This window comes from Sanguibacter sp. Z41_6 (assembly GCF_059621145.1).
Genome location: NZ_JCAQIF010000002.1, coordinates 259235 through 278087, shown reverse-complemented (window position 1 = coordinate 278087; position 18853 = coordinate 259235). Strand labels below are relative to the sequence as shown.

Sequence of the window (18853 nt, the reverse complement as noted above, 5' to 3'; positions counted from 1 at the left end):
GTCACTCCCGGGCGCCGAGAACCTGGGCCAGCCCTGACCCGGACAACGCGAGGGTCGCCTGCGCGGTCGCGCGCAGGTCACCCTCGGGCGCCGTCCCTCCGTCGCCCTGGACGAGCGCGAAGGCTCCGGCGTCGGGTCCCTCGTCGATCGCCTGACCGGCGAGCCAGTCGCGCGCGGGGGCGGCATCCTGTGCCGCGTCCGCCAGGGCGGAGACGGCGACCGCCGTCGTGTTGACACTCGGCTCGGCGCCTCCCGCAGCAGCCCATGATGCTCCGCCGTCACTGTGCTCCTGGAGCCAGGACACGGCGCCGTCGACCGCCGCGTCGTTCCCACCCGCGGCCGTGAGCGCGGACACGGCGAAGGCCGTCGCGTCGACGTCCGGCTCGCACGCGGCGGTCGGCTCGTCGGCGAGCTGCGCGGGGAACGCGCCGTCGTCGCACTGCTGCGCCGTCAGGTACTGCACGGCCGCCGGGGAGGCCTCGCCGACCGTGGCCAGGGCGAGCACCGCCCACGACTGGGACACCGTCTGCGAGTAGTCAGCGTCACCGAGATCGGTGAACCGCCCCGAGGGCGACTCGCGCGCCGCGAGCTCCGCAACGAGGTCCCGGCCGTCGAGCGCACGCGGGTCCTGGCCCACCGCGTCGAGGACGGCGACGAGCTTTGCCGCTGACCCGGCATAGAGGGCCGTATGTCCGTCGCCCACGTACGCGGCAGCCGAGGCAGGGTCGGTGAGCGTCTCCGCCACGCTCCCCGCTGCTCCCGGCTCGCCCGCGGCGAGCAGTGCGAGGACGGCGTCAGCGCGGAGCCCGTGGTCGGTGAACACCGTGCCCTCGAGCTCGAGGTCGAACGCGTCAGCCTCCGCCGCGGCAGACGTCAGCCACTCCGCGGACGCCGATGCGGCGGCGGGCTGCCCTCCACCCGGCGCAGGACTCGTCGTGCTGCCACCGGAACCCTGCGCGTCAGCCGCCCGCTCGGAGCACCCCGCCAGGCACATGCTGACCCCGACGAGGCCGGCGAGAGAGACGGAGACGAGACGCGGGCGACGAAGGGTGATCACGTCCCAGAGTCTAGGTTCCGGGCCCCGACCCGAGGGCGGCGTCTCATGCTCAGAGCTCGATGGAGTACATGCGTGAACCGCTCGTCCGCTCGAACCCGAGACCGGCATAGAGCCCGTAGGCACCGGACGGGCTGTCTGCGTCGACGTCGAGCTCCGCGAACTCGACCCCCTCAGCGGCGTATGTCCGCATCGCGTGAGTGAGGAGCGCCACGGCGATCTTGCGGCCGCGGTACGCCCGGCGTACGCCCAACGCCTCGATGTACCCGCTCGAGTGCCCCATGACGGGCCAGTCCTGCTCGTACCGCCCGGACATGAGGTAGCCCGCCACGAACGGCTTGCGGTCGTCGGGCACCGTCTCGTCGAGCATGACGAAGCTCCACGCCGGGGCGAACATGCTCCTGCCCTGCGTCCAGGACTCCGCGGTCGCAGGCTCGCTCCCCCAGTGGTCGCGGAACGCGTCGTTGTGCGCCAGACGCGCACCCTCGTCGAGCGAGTCCTCCCAGGCGGCGATGCGGAGTCCTGGTGCGACGGGCACGTCGCGCAACGGCGTCGCGAGGTCTCGGCGCAGGTTCGAGTAGAACCGCTGCGCGCGATAGCCGGCTGCCTCGAACAGTCGCCACTGGTCGGGCGCGGAGTCGTCGAGGAACGCGGCGATCCGCCCCGGCGTCCCGCTCCCCAGCTCCGCGAGCTTCGCGTGCGCGCGCGCGGTCATCCAGGCGAGGACCTCCCGGCCCACGCCGGCCCCACGGACGTCGGGGTGCACGCCCCCCATGAGGAATGCCCGACGCACGCTCTCGTCACCGGGCGGGCATTCGACGCTGCCGTACGCCCGGAAGACGCCGCGCTCGTCGATCCCGACGAGGGTGTCCTGCGCCGGGTCCTTCCAGCTGCCCGCGAACAGGTCCGCGATCTCGTCGAGCGCGGTGCGGTAGGGCGGCGCGTCGGCTTCCTCGATCGCGGAGACGAGCCCGAACAGGTCAGGCACGTCCTGCGGCGTCATGGCCCGCCACAGCAGCCCCAGGTCGGCGCTCACGGGCGCGGTGGCCCCGGAGGCAGGCTCGGCGATTCCTCCACCGCTGCCGTCCGGGGTCTGCTCCATAGACCAAGACTAGGGGCGGCATGGCTGCAGGGGAACGCTCTGCGGCGCCCGAGGAGCGCGACAGCGAGAGTCGGCCAGGCGACCGCGCGCGTCACGCGTCGATTCGCGCCCGGTCGAGGGCGTTCGCACCAGCGATGATGAAGTCCTTGCGAGGAGCGACATCCGAGCCCATGAGGAGCTCGAAGACACGCTCGGCAGCCTCCGCATGGTCGGCCGTCACCCGTCGCAGCGTCCGGTGACGCGGGTCCATGGTGGTCTCGGCCAGCTGGTCCGCGTCCATCTCCCCGAGGCCCTTGTACCGCTGGATGTCCTCCTTGTACCGCTTGTTGGCCTTGTCGAGCTTCTTCAGCGTGGCAGCGAGCTCCGCCTCGGAGTACGTGTAGATGTACTCGTTCTTGCGCGAGCCCGCACCGATCACCTCGATCCGGTGCAGCGGCGGGACGGCCGCGTACACCCGGCCGGCATCGACGAGCGGCCGCATGTACCGGAAGAACAGCGTGAGGAGCAGGGTGCGGATGTGGGCGCCGTCGACGTCGGCGTCGGTCATGAGGACGATCTTGCCGTAGCGGGCGGCCTCCAGGTCGAAGGACCTCCCCGAGCCTGCACCGAGCACCTGGATGATCGCTGCGCACTCGGCGTTGCGAAGCATGTCGCTCACGGACGCCTTCTGCACGTTGAGGATCTTCCCGCGGATGGGCAGGAGCGCCTGGAAGTCCGAGCTCCGCGCGAGCTTCGCGGTCCCCAGAGCACTGTCGCCCTCGACGATGAACAGCTCGCTGCGGTCCACGTCGTCGCTGCGGCAGTCGGCGAGCTTGGTCGGCAGGGACGAGGTCTCGAGCGCGTTCTTGCGACGCGAGATCTCCTTCTGCTTGCGCGCGGACAGGCGCGCGCGCATCTCCGCGACGATCTTGTCGAGCAGGAGTGCAGCCTGCGTCTTGTCGTCGCGCTTCGGGGAGGAGAACAGCGCGTTGATCTCCTGCTCGACGACGCGGGACACGATGGCGCGGACCGGAGCGGTCCCCAGGACCTCCTTCGTCTGCCCCTCGAACTGGGGCTCCGCGAGCCGCACCGTGAGGACCGCCGTGAGACCGGCGAGGACGTCGTCCTTCTCGATCCGCTCGCTCGAGTCCTTGAGGGACACCTTGAGCTTGCGTGCGTTCGCCTCGACCGCCTTGCGCATGACCTTGAGCAGGCCCGCCTCGAAGCCCGCGAGGTGCGCGCCACCCTTGGGCGTGGCGATGATGTTGACGAACGTGCGGACCTCGGTCTCGTACCCGGTGCCCCACCGCATGGCGAGGTCCACCTCGCAGTCCCGCACGACCTCCTGCGGGGTGAGGTGGCCCCGCTCGTCGAAGACCGGCACGGTCTCCTTGAACGTTCCGGTGCCGGTGAGGTGCCACGTCGCCGTCACCGGGGCGTCGGGAGCGAGGAACTCGACGAAGTCGACGGTCCCGCCGTGGTGCACGAACGTCTCCTCGTGCGGCCCGTTCTCGCCCGGCGTGCCGGGCAGCCCACGCTCGTCCCGGATGGTGACCTGGAGCCCGGGTACGAGGAAGGTCGTCTGCCGGACCCGTGTGACGAGCTCGTCGTAGGAGAAGACGGCGGTGGTGGGAAAGACCTGGCGGTCCGCCCAGTACCGCACGCGTGTACCGGTCTGCCCCCGCTTGACCTTGCCGACGATCTCCAGCTCTGACGTCTCGACGAACGGCGTGAACGGCGAGTCCGGGCCGAGGCCCGCGGAGTCGTCGAAGCGGCCGGGCTCACCGCGTCGGAAGGTCATGCGGTGCACCTTGCCGCCCCGGTCGACCTCGACGTCGAGCCGGGACGACAGGGCGTTGACGACGGAGGCGCCCACCCCGTGGAGACCACCCGAGGCCGTGTAGGAGCCGCCACCGAACTTCCCGCCGGCGTGGAGCTTGGTGTACACGACCTCGACGCCGCTGAGACCGGTCTTGGGCTCGACGTCGACGGGGATCCCTCGCCCGTCGTCGCTCACCGACACGGACGAGTCGGCGTGGAGCGTGATCCCGATGCGAGAACCGTGGCCCCCGAGCGCCTCGTCGACCGAGTTGTCGATGATCTCCCACAGACAGTGCATGAGACCGCGCGAGTCCGTGGACCCGATGTACATGCCGGGGCGCTTGCGGACGGCTTCCAGCCCCTCGAGGACAGAGAGGTGCCGTGCGGTGTAGCTCGATTCTGCGGATGCTGTCGTCACGATGGTCGAGCCTAACGGGTGCCACCCACACGGCGGTGGGAGCGCGCACAGGTCCCCGGACTACGCGGGGAGCGAACCACCCGCTTCTCATGGCCGGAAACAGGCCGGAGGGTGGTTTGATTGTCAGGTGACTACGACAACGACTGAAACCCTGACCGTGGCCGACCGCTGCGACCGCTGCGGTGCTCAGGCCTACGTTCGTGTGCTGCTCCCGTCCGGCGAGCTCCTGTTCTGTGCGCACCACGCGCGCGCGCACTCAGACGCTTTCACGGGAATCGCGACACACATCCAGGACGAGACCGACCGGCTCCTCGAGGAGCACGGCGCGCGGAGCTGACGCAGCTCCGACTCGTCCCACCGACGACACCTCGTCCTCACCGGACGACACCCGACACGACGAAGGAGCCCGGCCCCCTGCAGGGGGCCGGGCTCCTTCGTCGTCGTCGCTCGACGATGTCCACCTGGTCCGCGTGGTCCACCTGGTCCGCGAGGTCCACCTGGTCCGCGAGCGCCGAAGCCTGCAGCGCACACCGTGCGCTGCAGGTGTCGGCCGTCAGTCGAGGTAGTCGCGCAGCACCTGGGACCGGCTCGGGTGACGCAGCTTCGACATCGTCTTGCTCTCGATCTGCCGGATGCGCTCACGGGTCACCCCGTAGACCTTGCCGATCTCGTCGAGCGTCTTCGGCTGGCCGTCGGTCAGCCCGAAGCGCATCGAGACCACGCCAGCCTCACGCTCTGACAACGTGTCGAGCACCTGGTGCAGCTGCTCCTGCAGCAGGGTGAAGCTCACCGCGTCCGCGGGGACCACGGCCTCGGAGTCCTCGATGAGGTCACCGAACTCGCTGTCGCCGTCCTCGCCGAGCGGGGTGTGCAGGGAGATCGGCTCGCGGCCGTACTTCTGCACCTCGACGACCTTCTCGGGCGTCATGTCGAGCTCCTTGGCGAGCTCCTCGGGCGTGGGTTCGCGTCCGAGGTCCTGGAGCATCTGCCGCTGCACACGGGCGAGCTTGTTGATGACCTCCACCATGTGCACCGGGATACGGATGGTGCGGGCCTGGTCGGCCATCGCACGCGTGATGGCCTGACGGATCCACCACGTCGCGTAGGTCGAGAACTTGTAGCCCTTGGTGTAGTCGAACTTCTCGACCGCACGGATGAGGCCGAGGTTCCCCTCCTGGATGAGGTCGAGGAAGAGCATGCCGCGTCCCGTGTACCGCTTGGCCAGGGACACGACGAGACGCAGGTTCGCTTCGAGCAGGTGGTTCTTGGCGCGGCGACCGTCGCCCGCGATCCACTCGAGCTCGCGGCGGGCCTTCGCCTCGAACTTCGTGCCCGACGCCAGGCGCTCCTCGGCGAACAGGCCGGCCTCGATCCGCTTCGCGAGCTCGACCTCCTGCTCGGCGTTGAGGAGCGCGACCTTGCCGATCTGCTTGAGGTAGTCCTTGACGGGGTCGGCGGTCGCGCCGGCGGTGACGACCTGCTGGGCGGGTGCGTCGTCGTCGTCCGCGTCGGAGTAGACGTATCCGCGGGACTCGTCGCCCTCCTCGGCGGCCTTCTTGGCACCAGCGACCTCGGGGTCGACCTCTTCGACGTCCGCGACCTCGACGCCGTCCGAGTCGTGGGCGCCGTCGTCAGCGGCCTTGCGGCGACCGCGCTTGACGGGAGCTGCCTTCGCAGCAGCGGTCTTCGGGGCAGCGGCCTTGCGAGGCGCACGCTTCGGGGCGGCAGGCGCCTCGACGGCGCCCTCGGCGACCACATCCACCGTGTCGGGCGCGCCGTCCACGATCGTGGTGCCGGCGGCGGCCTCGGCCGCTGCCTTCTTCGCGGCGGCTGTCACGCGCGGCTTCACTGCGCGCGCCGTCGTGCTGGTGGCACGGGGTGCGGCGGCGGCGGCGACCTTCGTCGCAGCGACGGTGGGGAGATCGACCTCGACGCCAGCGGCGGCGAGCGCTCGGTAGACGACCTTGAGGCGACGAGCGTCTGCCACCGACGCGGACTCGCACGCCTCGCGGAAGCTCTCCGCGTCGATGCGGCCGTGCGTCGCTCCGCGACGGATGAGTTCTTGCATAGCGGGGTGCTCGAATTCGCGCGGAAGTGCGGGATTCGCAGAAATGGGCGCCACGAACGACCTTTCGGCATCTCAGGTAGGCGGATCCGGCTCGCTCGGCGAGTGTCCCGGAGCAGCCGTGAACCATCATTGTACTTTGCTCGCGCCGAGCCACCTACCCTGGGGGGTGGTCAGAAGGGCCTCGAGGGGACCTTCGGGGTGACGTCGCGCGAGGATCATCGCGGGGACCGCGCTGATCTCCGACAACCGACCGGTGCCGGTGCCATACGTCCACAACGCCGCGGTGGGGAAGAAGATTCCCGGTGCTGCGGCAGGCGTGCGTCAGGCAGAGACAGGACGCTGCGGCTTGACCGCGAGGACCGGGCACGGGCTCTCGAGAAGGATCCGTTGGGCGTTCGAGCCGAGGATGAGCTTGCCCACCGGGCTCCGGCGACGCAGGCCGATGACGATGACGTCGGCGGCGACGTCCTCGGCCACGGCGATGAGGTCGTCGGAGACGTCGTGCCGCTCGTCGAGGACACGGATGTCCAGCGCGACCCCGTGCGCCGCAGCCGACGACTGGAGCTCGGCGAACTCGGCCGCGCGTTGCTCGAGGACCTCAGCGGCCGGCGGACGAGGCTTCTCGCTGACGACCACGACGAGGTCCGTCTCCCTGCGTGCCGCCTCGGTCACCGCCGCGCTGAGGCCTTCTCGCCCTTCAGCAGTGGCCAGGTACCCGACGACGACGGTCATCACAATCCTCCGAGATTCACGGTGCGCGCGCCCGACCGGGCGCACTCTGAACCTACCCGACCTCGGCGCGCGCGTCAGTCCGGCTGCGCCGCCGCGAGCCGGCTGGCCGCGACCCATCCCGGAGCCATCCCTGAGTCGAGGGCCTGACCGACCAGGCGCGCGAGCCGGTACGCGCTGTCGTCCCTCGTCGCGAGCTCGAGGAGGACCGCGGCGCGAGCACCGCTCCCACCCCACCAGGCGAGGAGCGCGAGAAGGGTGAGTGCGGGGGCCTGCCCGGTCGCCGGTCCGTGGCCGACGACGTGCTCGAGCACGACCCGCGCTGCCGTGCTCGTCGCCGTGTCCGGACGGACACCCTCCCGAGGGTCCACGATCGCGGCGATGGCGCGCCCGACCGCGCTGTCGGTGGTGGCGTCAGGCTCATCCGCGAGCATCCGCTCGGCCAGGTCCCCCGTCCCGCGGACGAGCGTGACGAGGACGGCGTCGCGGACGGTGATGTCGTCCAGTCCCGGGAGGATCACCCCGAGCAGCGACGGTGACGGGACCGCACCCGGGTCGTGCGCTGCCGCCGTCGTCGCTGTCCGCCAGGCCAGGAGGACCTCCCGTCGCCACCGCGCGATGTCCGCAGCGCACGTCGCGGCACGGCGCCGGGCGCGCACCCGGTCAGAAGCCGCAGCCGTCCGACCGCGTTCCTCGTCACCCGCGACCGAGATGCAGGCGAGCTCCTCACGCTCGTCGGCGACCGTCGCCCCCTCGACCACCATCCTCGCGGCGACGGTCGTCTGCTCGAGGTCGGACAACGGCCTGCCGCCCGGGGGGCAGCAGCCGTGATCGCGGCAGTCGGGCGCGAAGTACCCGACGGACGTGACGATCCAGACGTCCACGGGATCGATGAACGGAGCCGCGGCCTCTCGGACGAGGTCGACGGCCGGCAGCGCAGGGTCCCGGCGTCCGTCCGTCGTCGCGGTTCCCGCGGGGCACCCGTCCGAGTAGACGACGAGGACAGCGCTGCGCCCACCGTCGGCGACGACGTGCGACACGAGGGTCTGGGCCAGCATCGCTCCGGACGGCCGTCCGCCTGCAGGCGCGGCTGGGGCGAGGTCGGCGAGGTCGACGCGCGCCACGAGCCCGACCCGTTGGCGTGGCTCGCGCAGGCTCACGACGACGAGGCTCTCGCGTGGCCGGAAGCCGAGCTGGTACGGGATGAGGGCGAGCAGCTCCTGGGGTTCGCGAACCCGGGTCGTGTGTCTCATCCCCGCACCCTGCCGGGACTGCCCGACCAGATCCGCCCAGCGATCACCGGTTGGGGACGACCGACCGCGAGCGGATGCTGTGGGTGAGGTCTTTGCGGCCGCGCCGATGCGGACGGCCGCACCCCGGACGCCTAGGCTCGTCGCATGCCCGCCTCCTCCCCCGCCCTCGTCGACCTCGACGACGTCCGCACCCGTGTCGAAGACGCGCTCGACCGGGTCCTCGAGCGCGAAGCCGCCGTGCTCTCCGGGATCAGCAGCGACGCGGCCCCGCTCGTCGATGCGTGGCGCGGCATGCTGCGCGGCGGAAAACGCCTGCGGGCTGCGTTCTGCTACTGGTCGTGGCGCGCTCATCTCGGGTCAGCAGCCGCGGTGCCCGCCGGGAGCGTCATCGGCGTGGGAGCAGCTCTCGAGCTGTTCCAGGCAGCGGCCCTCTTCCACGACGACGTCATGGACAAGTCCGATACCCGCCGCGGCGTGCCGACCGCGCACCGGGCGTTCGCCGACCGGCACCGCCGGTCGGGGTGGACGGGCGACGACGAGCAGTTCGGCGTCTCGAGCGCGATCCTGCTCGGGGACCTCAGCCTCGTGGCGAGCGAGGAGGAGTTCGTCCGCGCGCTGGACGGTGAGGCGCGACCGCTCGTCGGTCGCGCCCGTCGTGTCTTCACGCAGATGCGGACGGAGGTCACCGTCGGGCAGTACCTCGACATGTACGCCCAGGTCCTGCCATGGGGAACCGACCTCGAGGCGGACGAGGCGAGAGCCCGGGAGGTCATCCGTTCGAAGTCGGCACGCTACAGCGTGGAGTGCCCCATCCTCCTGGGAGCCGCGCTCGCCGGGGCGAGCGAGGACGCCCTCGCGACATGCTCCGCGTTCGGCCTGCCGCTGGGCGAGGCGTTCCAGCTCCGCGACGACATGCTCGGCGTGTTCGGGGACCCCTCCGTCACCGGAAAACCTGCCGGCGACGATCTGCGGGAGGGCAAGCGCACCGTCCTCATCATCCGGACGATGCGGGCGGTCGACACATCCACGCGGGACCAGATCGCGGCGCTGCTCGGCCGGCCGGACCTGTCCGAGGACGAGATCCGGGTGCTGCAGGGCGTGATCCGGGCATCGGGCGCGGTCGAGCAGGTCGAGGACCTCATCGCCGACCTCTCGACGAGAGCGCTCCAGGCGCTCGGCTCCGCCCCGCTCGAGCCGGACGCGGGCGACGTGCTGCACCGGCTCGCACGGTCGGCGGTCGAGCGCAGCGCCTGACCGGGACCCGGGCGCGGGTCAGGCGCAGGACCTCAGGCGAGACCCTGCGCTGCGCGGCGCACCGGGCTCTTGCGCCCCTCGAGCAGGGCGTCGATCGGTCGACCGCCCACCGAGGGCTCTGGCGTGAAGAGCCACTCGATGATCTCTGGATCGCTGAGACCGGCGTCTCCGAGAACGAGGATCGTGCCGCGCAGCGACGGGAGGATGATCACCTGCTCGCTCTCACCGTCGGCGGTGCGCACCGGCTTGACGTTCGCCGGGTTGGCCAGATGGATCGGCACGAGGAACGCCGCGGGTACGGAGAAGATCTGGCGCTCCCCCCTCTTCATGCCGACGATGCGACGGTCGCGCAGAGCACTGCGCACAGAGCTCACCGACGTCCCGAGCAGCTCGGCCATCGCCGGGAAGCTCAACCACTCCCCGACGAGCGCCTCGATCGACGCGGTCGGATCGGTCGGGTCGGCGGGGACGGCAGCGGCATCGCGTTCTGAGGAAGTCACGGACCAAGCCTACGGTCTCGCCCGAGCACGATCGCGTCCCCGATCGACGCTGTGCCGCACGTCGCCGCGGGGGGTCGACTTCCCACGGTCTCCGATCTCCTTTACGGTCAAGTGGTACGAGGCCGCGCCGATGACGCCGCGCAGTGGCCGAGCTAGACGCACCGTGGGGCGCTGGGAGAGCGGCACCCCCGCAAAGGAGAGACGATGCCTGCAGCGCCCACTGAGCCCCCGACCACGCGCCCCGCCACGACCGATGCAGCGGAACCGGTGGACCTCCCCAGCTCCTCGCTCCCCCGGACCCTCGGCCGGTACGCGGTCCGGTACGGGACAACCACGCTTGCGCTCGCTGCAGCATCCATCGCGGTCAGCGCGTCGTCCGCTGCCGCGGACGAGTCCTACACGGTCCGCGCCGGAGACACGGTGAGTGACATCGCGCTGCGCACGGGGGTGCCGGCAGAGTCGATCCGGGCGGTCAACTCGCTCGACTCGCAGTACCGCATCCGTGCCGGGCAGCAGCTCGCGATCCCCTCGGGTGCGGCCTCCTCCGCCCCGACGACGGGTTCGACGTCAGGGCAGCCGAGCTCGACGAAGCACGTCGTCGTCGCCGGTGACTCCGTCTCCGCCCTGGCCGCTCGGCACGGCACCACCACCGCGCAGATCGTTGCCGCCAACGGTCTCGGAGCCGACGCGATGATCCGCATCGGCCAGACCTTGGCCATTCCTTCCGGCACAACGGGAGCGGTCCAGACGTCGTCCCCGTCGAAGGCGCTCGTGGGGGACACGTTTGCCGGGCGGACCTACGCCTCCGACGTGGTGTCGGCCGCGAACCAGAACAAGGCGACCCTCCTCGCCATGGACGTGCCGACGAAGGACGAGATCCGCACGATGGTCCGCGAGACGGCGCGAGCGCACGGGGTCGATCCCTCCCTCGCGCTCGCCGTCGCGCTCCAGGAGTCCGGGTTCGACCAGCGGGCGGTGTCCCCCGCCAACGCGATCGGCGCGATGCAGGTGATCCCCTCGTCCGGGGACTGGGCGTCAGAGCTCACCGGCCAGGACCTCAACCTCCTCGAGGCGCGGGACAACGTCACGGCCGGGGTGGCGATCCTCGCCCGCCTCCTCGAGACGAGTCCGTCCCTGGAGACGGCGATCGCCGGGTACTACCAGGGTCAGACCTCCGTGCGGAACAACGGCATGTTCGACGACACGCGTCGCTACGTCGCCAACGTGCAGACCCTCGCCGCCCAGCAGTGAGGACCGCGGGCGCGAGGTCCCCGCACCTTCGCCACGCGTCGCAGCCCCCGACATCCCGCGCTGACGGCCACCGACCGCCTAAGATCGTCGAGTGGCCACCATCCTGACGGACTCCCTCGTCGGCCAGCTCGTCGACGGCCGGTACAAGGTCGACCGCAGGATCGCCCGCGGGGGCATGGCCACCGTCTACCTCGCGACCGACCGACGCCTCGACCGCGAGGTCGCGCTCAAGGTCATGCACCCGCACCTCGCAGACGGCGCCACCGGCGGGGACTTCGTGTCGCGCTTCCGCCGCGAGGCCCGTGCCGCCGCGCGGCTCACGCACCCCGGTCTCGTCGCGGTCTACGACCAGGGGCTCGACGGCGAGACGAGCTACCTCACGATGGAGTACGTCGACGGCACGAACCTGCGCCGGCGGCTGCACCAGGACGGTCCGCTCGCCGTGGGCACGGCGCTCGCCATCATCGACGACGTCCTCGACGCGCTCGCCGCGGCACACCGCCAGGGGCTCGTGCACCGTGACATCAAGCCGGAGAACGTCCTGCTCGCCACGGACGGCCGGGTCAAGGTCGCCGACTTCGGTCTGGCCAGGGCCGTCACCGAGGTGACGTCGACGACGACGGGGACCATCCTCGGCACGGTGGCGTACCTTGGTCCCGAGCTCATCGCCACCGGCGCGTGCGACACGCGGACCGACATCTACGCCGTCGGCATCATGCTCTACGAGATGCTCACGGGACGGCAGCCCTTCGTCGGTGAGACACCGATCCAGGTGGCGTTCCAGCACGTCAACAACGACGTGCCGCTCCCGTCCGAGCTCGTCTCCTGGCTGCCCCGCGAGCTCGACGAGCTCGTGTGCGCCATGGCTTCGCGGGACCCGCAGAACCGGCCGACCGACGCACCGGCGGCGCTCGAGCGCCTCCGGAGCGCGCGCGCCGCGCTGCCCCCTGAGCTCGCCGCACGCAGGGCGGACCCGCCCCCTCCCCTCGTCTCCCTCGCCGAGGGCACCCCCGTCGAGGACGACGACGACCCTGCCGGCGCCACGACCGACGCGGTCGCCCACGACACCGACGGGGTGGGCGACACCCCGGACCGGCACGGTCCGACGGCGACCGGGCAGGCGCCCGGGGCGAACGGCGCACCCGTGAAGACCGCCGCAGCCGTCCCGCATGCCGCTGCTGACCGCGACACCCCGGATGGCTCGGGCACCGATCACCCACCCGAGCCGTCGCACCCGACCGAGCTGCTCGTCCAGGGGTCGAGCGGGTCAACGATCGCGCTGCCCGTCGGGAGCGCTCGCACGTTCAACCAGACGGTCACCGTCTCGGACCGCGGCGGTCCTGCGGCGGCCGATCGCGTGCGCCGTCGCCGGCGCACGGTCCTGTGGTCGCTCGTGACGCTCCTCGTCCTCGCTGGGCTCGGCGGAGCTGGAGCGTGGTGGTTCCTCGTCGGACCCGGCGCTTACACCACCGTCCCGGAAGGGCTGTCTGGGACGACCCTCGAGGAGGCGACCGCCGTCGTCGAGGCAGCGGAGCTCGAGGTCCGCACGGCAGAGGCGTTCAGCGACTCGGTCGCGGCGGGGACCGTCATCGACGCGGATCCGCGCAGTGGCGAACGGATCCTGCGCGACGGGGCGGTCGAGCTCACGGTCTCGCTGGGGATCCAGCATTTCACCGTGCCCGCGGACCTCGTCGGAGCCAACGTGTCCGACGTCGTGGCAGCGCTCGAAGGTGCGGGCTTCACGGCCGTCACCCAGGAGCGTGTGTGGGACACGGCGACCGCCGCCGACGTCGTCATGAGCGTCTCCGTCGACGAGGGGCAGCTCCTGCCGCACAGCACGCCCATCACGGTCGTGGCCTCGAAAGGCCCCGAGCCCGTGACCGTGCCCCAGGTGGAGCTGCTCGACCTCGACAGCGCGACGGAACAGCTCAGCCCCTGGGACCTCACCCCCGTCGCGACCGAGGAGTACAGCGACACCGTCGCTGAGGGCAAGATCATCTCGCAGAGCCCCGAAGAAGGCAGCGGCGCCTTCCGCGGCGACACCGTGGACGTCGTCGTGTCCCTGGGGAAGCCCTTCGTCACCGTGCCCGACGTCGTGGCCACACCGCACGCCGAGGCGGCGCAGATCCTCGAGGACGCGGGCTTCGACGTGAAGGTGACGTACTGGTTGGGCGTCTTCGGCAACGAGGTCCGGTCCCAGAGCGCCGCCCCGGGCAGCCAGCTGCGCAAGGGCAGCACCATCGAGCTCTTCCTCTGACGCTCGCGGGCGGGCCGGGTGCCACGCCGCGTGCCGCTCGGAGACGACAGCAGGCTCCCACCCCAGGGGTGAGAGCCTGCTGTCGCTCCGCTGAGCTGGTGCCTCAACGGCCCTGGAGCATCTCCGCGACCTGGAAGGCCATCTCGAGCGACTGCTGGTGGTTGAGGCGCGGGTCGACGAGCGTCTCGTAGCGCAGCGCCAGCCCCGCGTCGTCGATCTCCTCGCTCCCACCGAGCACCTCGGTGACGTCGTCACCCGTGAGCTCGACGTGCAGACCACCCGGGACGGTGCCGAGGCTCCGGTGCACCTCGAAGAAGCCCCGGACCTCGTCGAGGACGTCTTCGAGCCGTCGTGTCTTGTACCCGCTGTCCGAGGTGATCGTGTTGCCGTGCATCGGGTCGGTCACCCAGGTCACGGGTCCTCCGACCGCCGCGACCTTCTCGACGAGCGGGGGCAGTGCCTCGCGGATCCTGCCCGCACCCATGCGGGTGATGAACGTCAACCGGCCGGGGATCCCCTCCGGGTTGAGCTTCTCCTGGAGGGCGAGGGCGTCGTCGGCCGACGTCGTCGGGCCGAGCTTCACCCCGATCGGGTTGGAGATCCTCGAGAGGAAGTCCACGTGCGCCCCGTCGAGCTGCCTCGTCCGCTCTCCGATCCACAGGAAGTGTCCGGACGCGTCGTACGGTGCGCCGGACCGCGACGAGACTCGGGTCATCGCGCGCTCGTAGTCGAGCAGCAGGGCCTCGTGACTCACGTAGAACTCGACGCTGCGGAGCGCGTCGAAGTCCGCGCCGCACGCCGCCATGAACCGCACAGCACGGTCGATCTCCGTCGCGGTGCGCTCGTACCGTGCGTACGCGGGGTTCGTCATGAACCCGCGGTTCCACTCGTGGACCTGCCGCAGGTCGGCGAACCCACCCGTGGTCAGGGCACGGACGATGTTGAGCGTCGCCGCGGAGATCGTGTACCCCCTCAGCAGACGCTCCGGGTCCGGGACCCGCGCCTCAGGAGTGAAGGCGTGCCCGTTGACCATGTCACCGCGGTAGGCGGGAAGCGTGACACCGTCGCGCGTCTCGTCGTTGGAGCTGCGCGGCTTCGCGTACTGCCCGGCCATCCGGCCCATCTTCACGACAGGCATGCTCGCGCCGTGGGTGAGCACCACGGCCATCTGGAGGATGGTGCGCACCTTGTTGCGGATCCGGTCGGCGTTCGCCTCGGCGAACGTCTCGGCGCAGTCACCCCCCTGGAGGAGGAAGGCCTCACCACGGCCCGCAGCGGCGAGCCGGCCGGTGAGCGTCTCCAGCTGGGAAGGTACGACGAGCGGCGGCACCTCCGCGAGGCGCTCGCTCACCGACCGGAGATGCTCAGGGTCCGGCCAGACGGGCTGCTGCCCGGCGACGAGCGTGCGGAAGTGGTCGAGTCCGGCGGCGACCTCTGGGTCTACGGCGACACCGGGAGCGATGCTCATGAGCCCGCAGGCACCAGCTGCTGTCCGATCTCACCGAGAAGGTCGCCGAACCACGGCTGCGACACGTCGAACGCCTTGCCGCCCGCGATCCGCGGGAACGCGATCGCCTTGAGGCGGTCGCCGTCCTCCTCGTCGTGGCCGACGACGCCCGACTCTCCACGGAACGCACTCTCGACGGCGAAGTCGGTCATCGACTTGATGAGACGCAGGTCCTCGGCGTTCGCAGCCGCGGCACGGGAGTAGTAGCCCGACTTCTGCACCATGGTCTTCTCGGCACCGAGGAGCTCGGCGAACTGCTTCGCGAACCACGCGCCGGGGTTGATCGTGTCGAGCTTGACGTGTCCGAACGGGTCGCGGCCGACCGTCTCGCCAGCGGCCTCGAGCTGCGCCACGATCTCGTGCATCCCGGCCCCCTCGGACAGGAAGATGTTGACGTTCCCGACCTCGTCCATGACGGTCCGCAGGCGCGCGGCCTCCGCCTCGATGTCGAGCTTGAGCTCGGGCACGAAGACGGCGTGGATGTCCCAGCGCTCACGCGAGAGCCCGATGCCGGGCACCCACTCCCGGGTGTCGAGCCACTTGCGGTACTCGACGGCCGAGGCGGCGGTCAGCCAGCCGCAGTGACGTCCCATGACCTCGTGGACGATGAGCATGCGCGGGCCGGAACGGTGCTCGCCGATGATGTTCGCGGCGAAGCCCGCGGCCTCCTCTGCGGCGGTCCACGCGCCGAGCGACTGCTTGATCGGGATGACGTCGTTGTCGATCGTCTTCGGCAGACCGACGACCGTGAGGTGGTAGCCGTTCTCCTCGAGGTAGGCGGCGAGGTCGGCTGCCGTCGTGTTCGTGTCGTCGCCACCGATGGTGTGCAGGACGTCCACGCCGTCGGCCTTGAGCTGCTCCGCGGCGACGGTGAGAGGGTTCTCCCCCTCCTTGACGAGGCCGCGCTTGACGCAGTCCGCCGCGTTGGTGAGCTTCACCCGGCTGTTGCCGATCGGAGATCCTCCGAACCGGTGGAGGATCCCGGCGCGCTGACGGACCTCGTCGTCGACGACGATCTTGTTGCCCGTGAGCAGACCGTGGTAGCCGTGCTGGTAGGCGATGATCTCGACCTCGGGGGCGAGCTCCGTGTACCGCTCGATGAGTCCACCGACAGCGGAGGACAGGCAGGGCGCGAAGCCTCCGGCAGTGAGCAGCGCGACGCGACGGACCGTCATGGGGTCAACCTCTCATTGGGCCCGGCCGCGCGGCAGGCGCGGCGGCGGGGCGGGTTCGTTCGATGTTGCGGACCGTCGCTCAGTCTACCGAGGCGACGGGAGGCTCCTGGGGTGGTTCCGGAACCTGGACGTCGGGCGCGGGGCGCCCGCCGGGAGCGATGGGGGCGCCCGCCGCGGTGGCGGCGGGACGCACGCCGGCCGCCAGGCGCGCCTTCTGCGTGGCGGCGTAGATGTCCACGTACTCCTGGCCGGACAGGCTCATGAGCGCGTACATGATCTCGTCGGTGACGGACCGCAGGATGAAGCGGTCCGTCTCCATCCCGCGGTACCGGCTGAAGTCGAGCGGCTCACCGACGACGATGCCGATACGCATGGGCTTCGGGATCCGTCGGCCGATCGGCTGCGCCTTGTCGGTACCGATCATCACGACGGGCACCACGGGGGCGCCGGACTCGAGCGCGAGCCGGGCGACGCCCGTCTTCCCGCGGTAGAGGCGTCCGTCAGGGCTGCGCGTCCCCTCGGGGTAGATCCCGAACAGGCCACCGTCGTTGAGGCGTTTGAGGCCGGTGCGCAACGCGGCCTCGCTGGCCTTGCCGCCCGAGCGATCGACGGGGATCGTGCCGACACCGCGCATGAAGCCCGCGGTCATCCGACCCTTGAGGCCTGTTCCCGTGAAGTACTCGGACTTGCCGATGAACACGATCTCCCGGTCGATGACGAGCGGGAGGATGAAGGAGTCGATCACCGCCAGGTGGTTGCTCGCGACGATGGCAGGCCCGTCACCGGGGATGTTCTCGATACCGCGGATCCACGGGCGGAACATCAGTCGTAGGAAGGGGCCGACCAGGACCCGCTTCATCAGCCAGTAGAACAACCCGCCTCCTCGTGACCGCATCCGCGGGACTCGCGTCCGACTCTAGAGTGATGTACATGCCAGGAACCACTGACACCCCCGACGATCTCCCGGGCGAGCCCGTCGACCCGCGTGAGCGCGGGACGAACGACCCCGACGAGCAGCGCCGTCACGATGCCGCGTGGGCGCAGATCGTCGCCGAACTCTCCGATCTTTCCACGGATCCCTCGTCGCAACGAACGACGGATGTCTCCGGGGAGGAGCCCGGAGCCGGCGCGCGGACGGTCGCTGCCCCGGTCGGCCCCGGCGTCACGAACCACGTCGGGACCGGCCCGCGCGACTCTCCCCGGACCCCGGAGGTGGAGGCGCTCGACGATGCCGAGGGCGAGTTCGTGCCGCCCGACCCCGGGTTCACGCTGAGCACGGACAAGCTCCGCAACCTCGGGTGGTCAGCACTCGTCTCAGCGGTGCTGGCGCTCGTCGTCGGCGCGGTCCTGTGGGACACGGCGCCGACGGGGTTCTTCGTCAGCGCGGGTGGCGTGTTCCTCGTCGGCGTCGCGCTGCTGCTCTGGCGGCTCCCGGACGACCGGGAACCGCCGAGCAACCAGGGCGCGGTCGTCTAGGTCAGATCCGCGCGAGGTCCGCTGCTCCGACGATCCCCGCCTCGTTGCCGAGCGCGGCGAGCTCGATGCGCGCCTCCGGGCGGTGGCCACGCGCCGGCAACGCCTCGCCGTACGCCTGGCGTGCCGGGCCCAGGAGCAGGTCGCCGGCCGCACCGACTCCCCCGCCGATGACGATGAGCTCGGGGTCGAGCAGCGCTGCGACGGACGCGGAGCCTGTCCCGATCCACCCGCCGAGGTTCGCGAGGAGGCGGATGGCGAGGGGGTCGCCGGACTGCGCGGCCATGGTGACGAGCGGGCCGGTGATGAGCTCGATGCGCCCCTGGGCGAGGTCGATGAGGCGTGCCGCGTCCTGCGGCCTCGCGGTCGCCGCCGAGCGCGCGTCGCGGACGAGGGCGGAGCCTGAGGCGTACTGCTCCCAGCATCCCTCGTGGCCGCACCCGCAGTAGTGCCCGCTCGGGACCACTCGCATGTGCCCGACCTCTGCCGCGACGCCCCACCGGCCACGCACGAGCTGGTCGTTGACGACGAGCGCGCCGCCGAGGCCGGTCCCCACCGTGAGCATGAGCATGTCGGTCGCGTCCCGCCCGACGCCGAAGCGGAACTCCGCCCACCCGGCCGCGTTCGCGTCGTTCTCGACGACGATCCGCACGTCGTCGCCGATGAGCGCCCGCACCCGCTGACCGATCGGGTAGTCACGCCAGGCGATGTTCGGCGCGAACAGGACGGACGTGCGGTCCGGGCTGACGAACCCGGCGGCCGCGAGCCCGACCGCGCCGACCACGAAGTCCTTGGTGAGCTCGCGATACACCTCCGCGATCGCCCGGTCGATGCTCGACGCGTCGTCCGGCTCCGTGCTCACCCGCGTCTGAGCGAGGATCTGTCCGTCCTCGTCGACCACCCCGGCCGCAATCTTGGTCCCGCCGATGTCGACCCCGATGGCATGCATGCCCGTTCCCTCGCTCACCTCGTAGTGTGCACAGCGCGTGCTGTGACTCCGGATGAATCGTAC

16 protein-coding genes are annotated in these 18853 nt (G+C 71.0%); 5 read left to right on the top strand and 11 right to left on the bottom strand.

The features are described 5' to 3' along the window. Position 1: 1 nt before the first annotated feature. The 3 genes from AC54T1_RS06260 to AC54T1_RS06250 form a co-directional block, all read right to left on the bottom strand. Complete coding sequence (locus tag AC54T1_RS06260; protein ID WP_484344654.1) at positions 2 to 1057, bottom strand: prenyltransferase/squalene oxidase repeat-containing protein; 1056 nt, start codon at positions 1055 to 1057, stop codon at positions 2 to 4. Positions 1058 to 1106: 49 nt separating this feature from the next. Further along, positions 1107 to 2156: a GNAT family N-acetyltransferase gene (locus AC54T1_RS06255; protein WP_496911403.1), complete on the bottom strand. Its 1050-nt coding sequence runs from the start codon at positions 2154 to 2156 to the stop codon at positions 1107 to 1109. A 91-nt stretch (positions 2157 to 2247) separates the two neighbouring features. Further along, complete coding sequence (locus tag AC54T1_RS06250) at positions 2248 to 4374, bottom strand: DNA gyrase/topoisomerase IV subunit B (protein ID WP_484344656.1); 2127 nt, start codon at positions 4372 to 4374, stop codon at positions 2248 to 2250. 127 nt (positions 4375 to 4501) lie between these two features. On the opposite strand from AC54T1_RS06250, the gene AC54T1_RS06245 reads away from it, so the two are divergent. Continuing rightward, complete coding sequence (locus tag AC54T1_RS06245; protein ID WP_484344657.1) at positions 4502 to 4711, top strand: DUF7455 domain-containing protein; 210 nt, start codon at positions 4502 to 4504, stop codon at positions 4709 to 4711. Between the two features lie 216 nt (positions 4712 to 4927). Here the strand turns inward: AC54T1_RS06245 and AC54T1_RS06240 are convergent, their stop codons facing one another. The 3 genes from AC54T1_RS06240 to AC54T1_RS06230 all read right to left on the bottom strand — a co-directional run bounded on the left by AC54T1_RS06240 (position 4928) and on the right by AC54T1_RS06230 (position 8424). Continuing rightward, on the bottom strand, positions 4928 to 6442 hold the full coding sequence (locus AC54T1_RS06240) for an RNA polymerase sigma factor (protein WP_484344658.1): 1515 nt from the start codon (positions 6440 to 6442) through the stop codon (positions 4928 to 4930). Positions 6443 to 6763: 321 nt separating this feature from the next. Then, positions 6764 to 7174 (bottom strand): universal stress protein, encoded by a 411-nt coding sequence (locus AC54T1_RS06235; RefSeq protein WP_484344659.1) that lies wholly within the window; start codon positions 7172 to 7174, stop codon positions 6764 to 6766. 74 nt (positions 7175 to 7248) lie between these two features. Then, positions 7249 to 8424, bottom strand: a complete 1176-nt coding sequence (locus AC54T1_RS06230; RefSeq protein WP_496911402.1) for a DUF4192 domain-containing protein — start codon at positions 8422 to 8424, stop codon at positions 7249 to 7251. A gap of 144 nt (positions 8425 to 8568) precedes the next feature. On the opposite strand from AC54T1_RS06230, the gene AC54T1_RS06225 reads away from it, so the two are divergent. Then, positions 8569 to 9678 (top strand): polyprenyl synthetase family protein, encoded by a 1110-nt coding sequence (locus tag AC54T1_RS06225; protein WP_496911401.1) that lies wholly within the window; start codon positions 8569 to 8571, stop codon positions 9676 to 9678. Positions 9679 to 9710: 32 nt separating this feature from the next. On the opposite strand, the gene AC54T1_RS06220 is transcribed toward AC54T1_RS06225, so the two are convergent. Next, a complete protein-coding gene (locus AC54T1_RS06220) occupies positions 9711 to 10178 on the bottom strand; it encodes an Rv2175c family DNA-binding protein (protein WP_496911400.1) in 468 nt (155 codons plus the stop codon). Positions 10179 to 10382: 204 nt separating this feature from the next. Here AC54T1_RS06220 and AC54T1_RS06215 point away from each other — a divergent pair, with 204 nt between their 5' ends. Further along, positions 10383 to 11429: a lytic transglycosylase gene (locus AC54T1_RS06215; RefSeq protein WP_496911399.1), complete on the top strand. Its 1047-nt coding sequence runs from the start codon at positions 10383 to 10385 to the stop codon at positions 11427 to 11429. A gap of 91 nt (positions 11430 to 11520) precedes the next feature. Beyond that, the gene (locus tag AC54T1_RS06210) at positions 11521 to 13686 is read left to right on the top strand and encodes a Stk1 family PASTA domain-containing Ser/Thr kinase (RefSeq protein ID WP_496911398.1); all 2166 of its coding nucleotides are present in this window, start codon (positions 11521 to 11523) and stop codon (positions 13684 to 13686) included. 103 nt (positions 13687 to 13789) lie between these two features. Here the strand turns inward: AC54T1_RS06210 and AC54T1_RS06205 are convergent, their stop codons facing one another. From AC54T1_RS06205 to AC54T1_RS06195, 3 genes are all read right to left on the bottom strand, one after another. Next, a complete protein-coding gene (locus tag AC54T1_RS06205) occupies positions 13790 to 15154 on the bottom strand; it encodes a class II 3-deoxy-7-phosphoheptulonate synthase (protein ID WP_496911397.1) in 1365 nt (454 codons plus the stop codon). After that, positions 15151 to 16368, bottom strand: coding sequence for a pyrophosphate--fructose-6-phosphate 1-phosphotransferase (locus AC54T1_RS06200; RefSeq protein ID WP_496911396.1), 1218 nt, complete (start codon positions 16366 to 16368; stop codon positions 15151 to 15153). Before AC54T1_RS06200 ends, AC54T1_RS06205 begins: the two co-directional genes overlap by 4 nt. 79 nt (positions 16369 to 16447) lie before the next feature. After that, on the bottom strand, positions 16448 to 17242 hold the full coding sequence (locus AC54T1_RS06195; protein WP_496911395.1) for a lysophospholipid acyltransferase family protein: 795 nt from the start codon (positions 17240 to 17242) through the stop codon (positions 16448 to 16450). Positions 17243 to 17298: 56 nt separating this feature from the next. Between AC54T1_RS06195 and AC54T1_RS06190 the strand changes: the two genes are divergently transcribed. Then, entirely contained in the window at positions 17299 to 17844 is a 546-nt protein-coding gene (locus AC54T1_RS06190; RefSeq protein ID WP_496911394.1) for a hypothetical protein, read from the top strand. 1 nt (position 17845) lies between these two features. Here AC54T1_RS06190 and AC54T1_RS06185 read toward each other — a convergent pair whose 3' ends face one another. Next, positions 17846 to 18790, bottom strand: a complete 945-nt coding sequence (locus tag AC54T1_RS06185) for an ROK family glucokinase (RefSeq protein WP_484344914.1) — start codon at positions 18788 to 18790, stop codon at positions 17846 to 17848. Positions 18791 to 18853 lie beyond the last annotated feature (63 nt).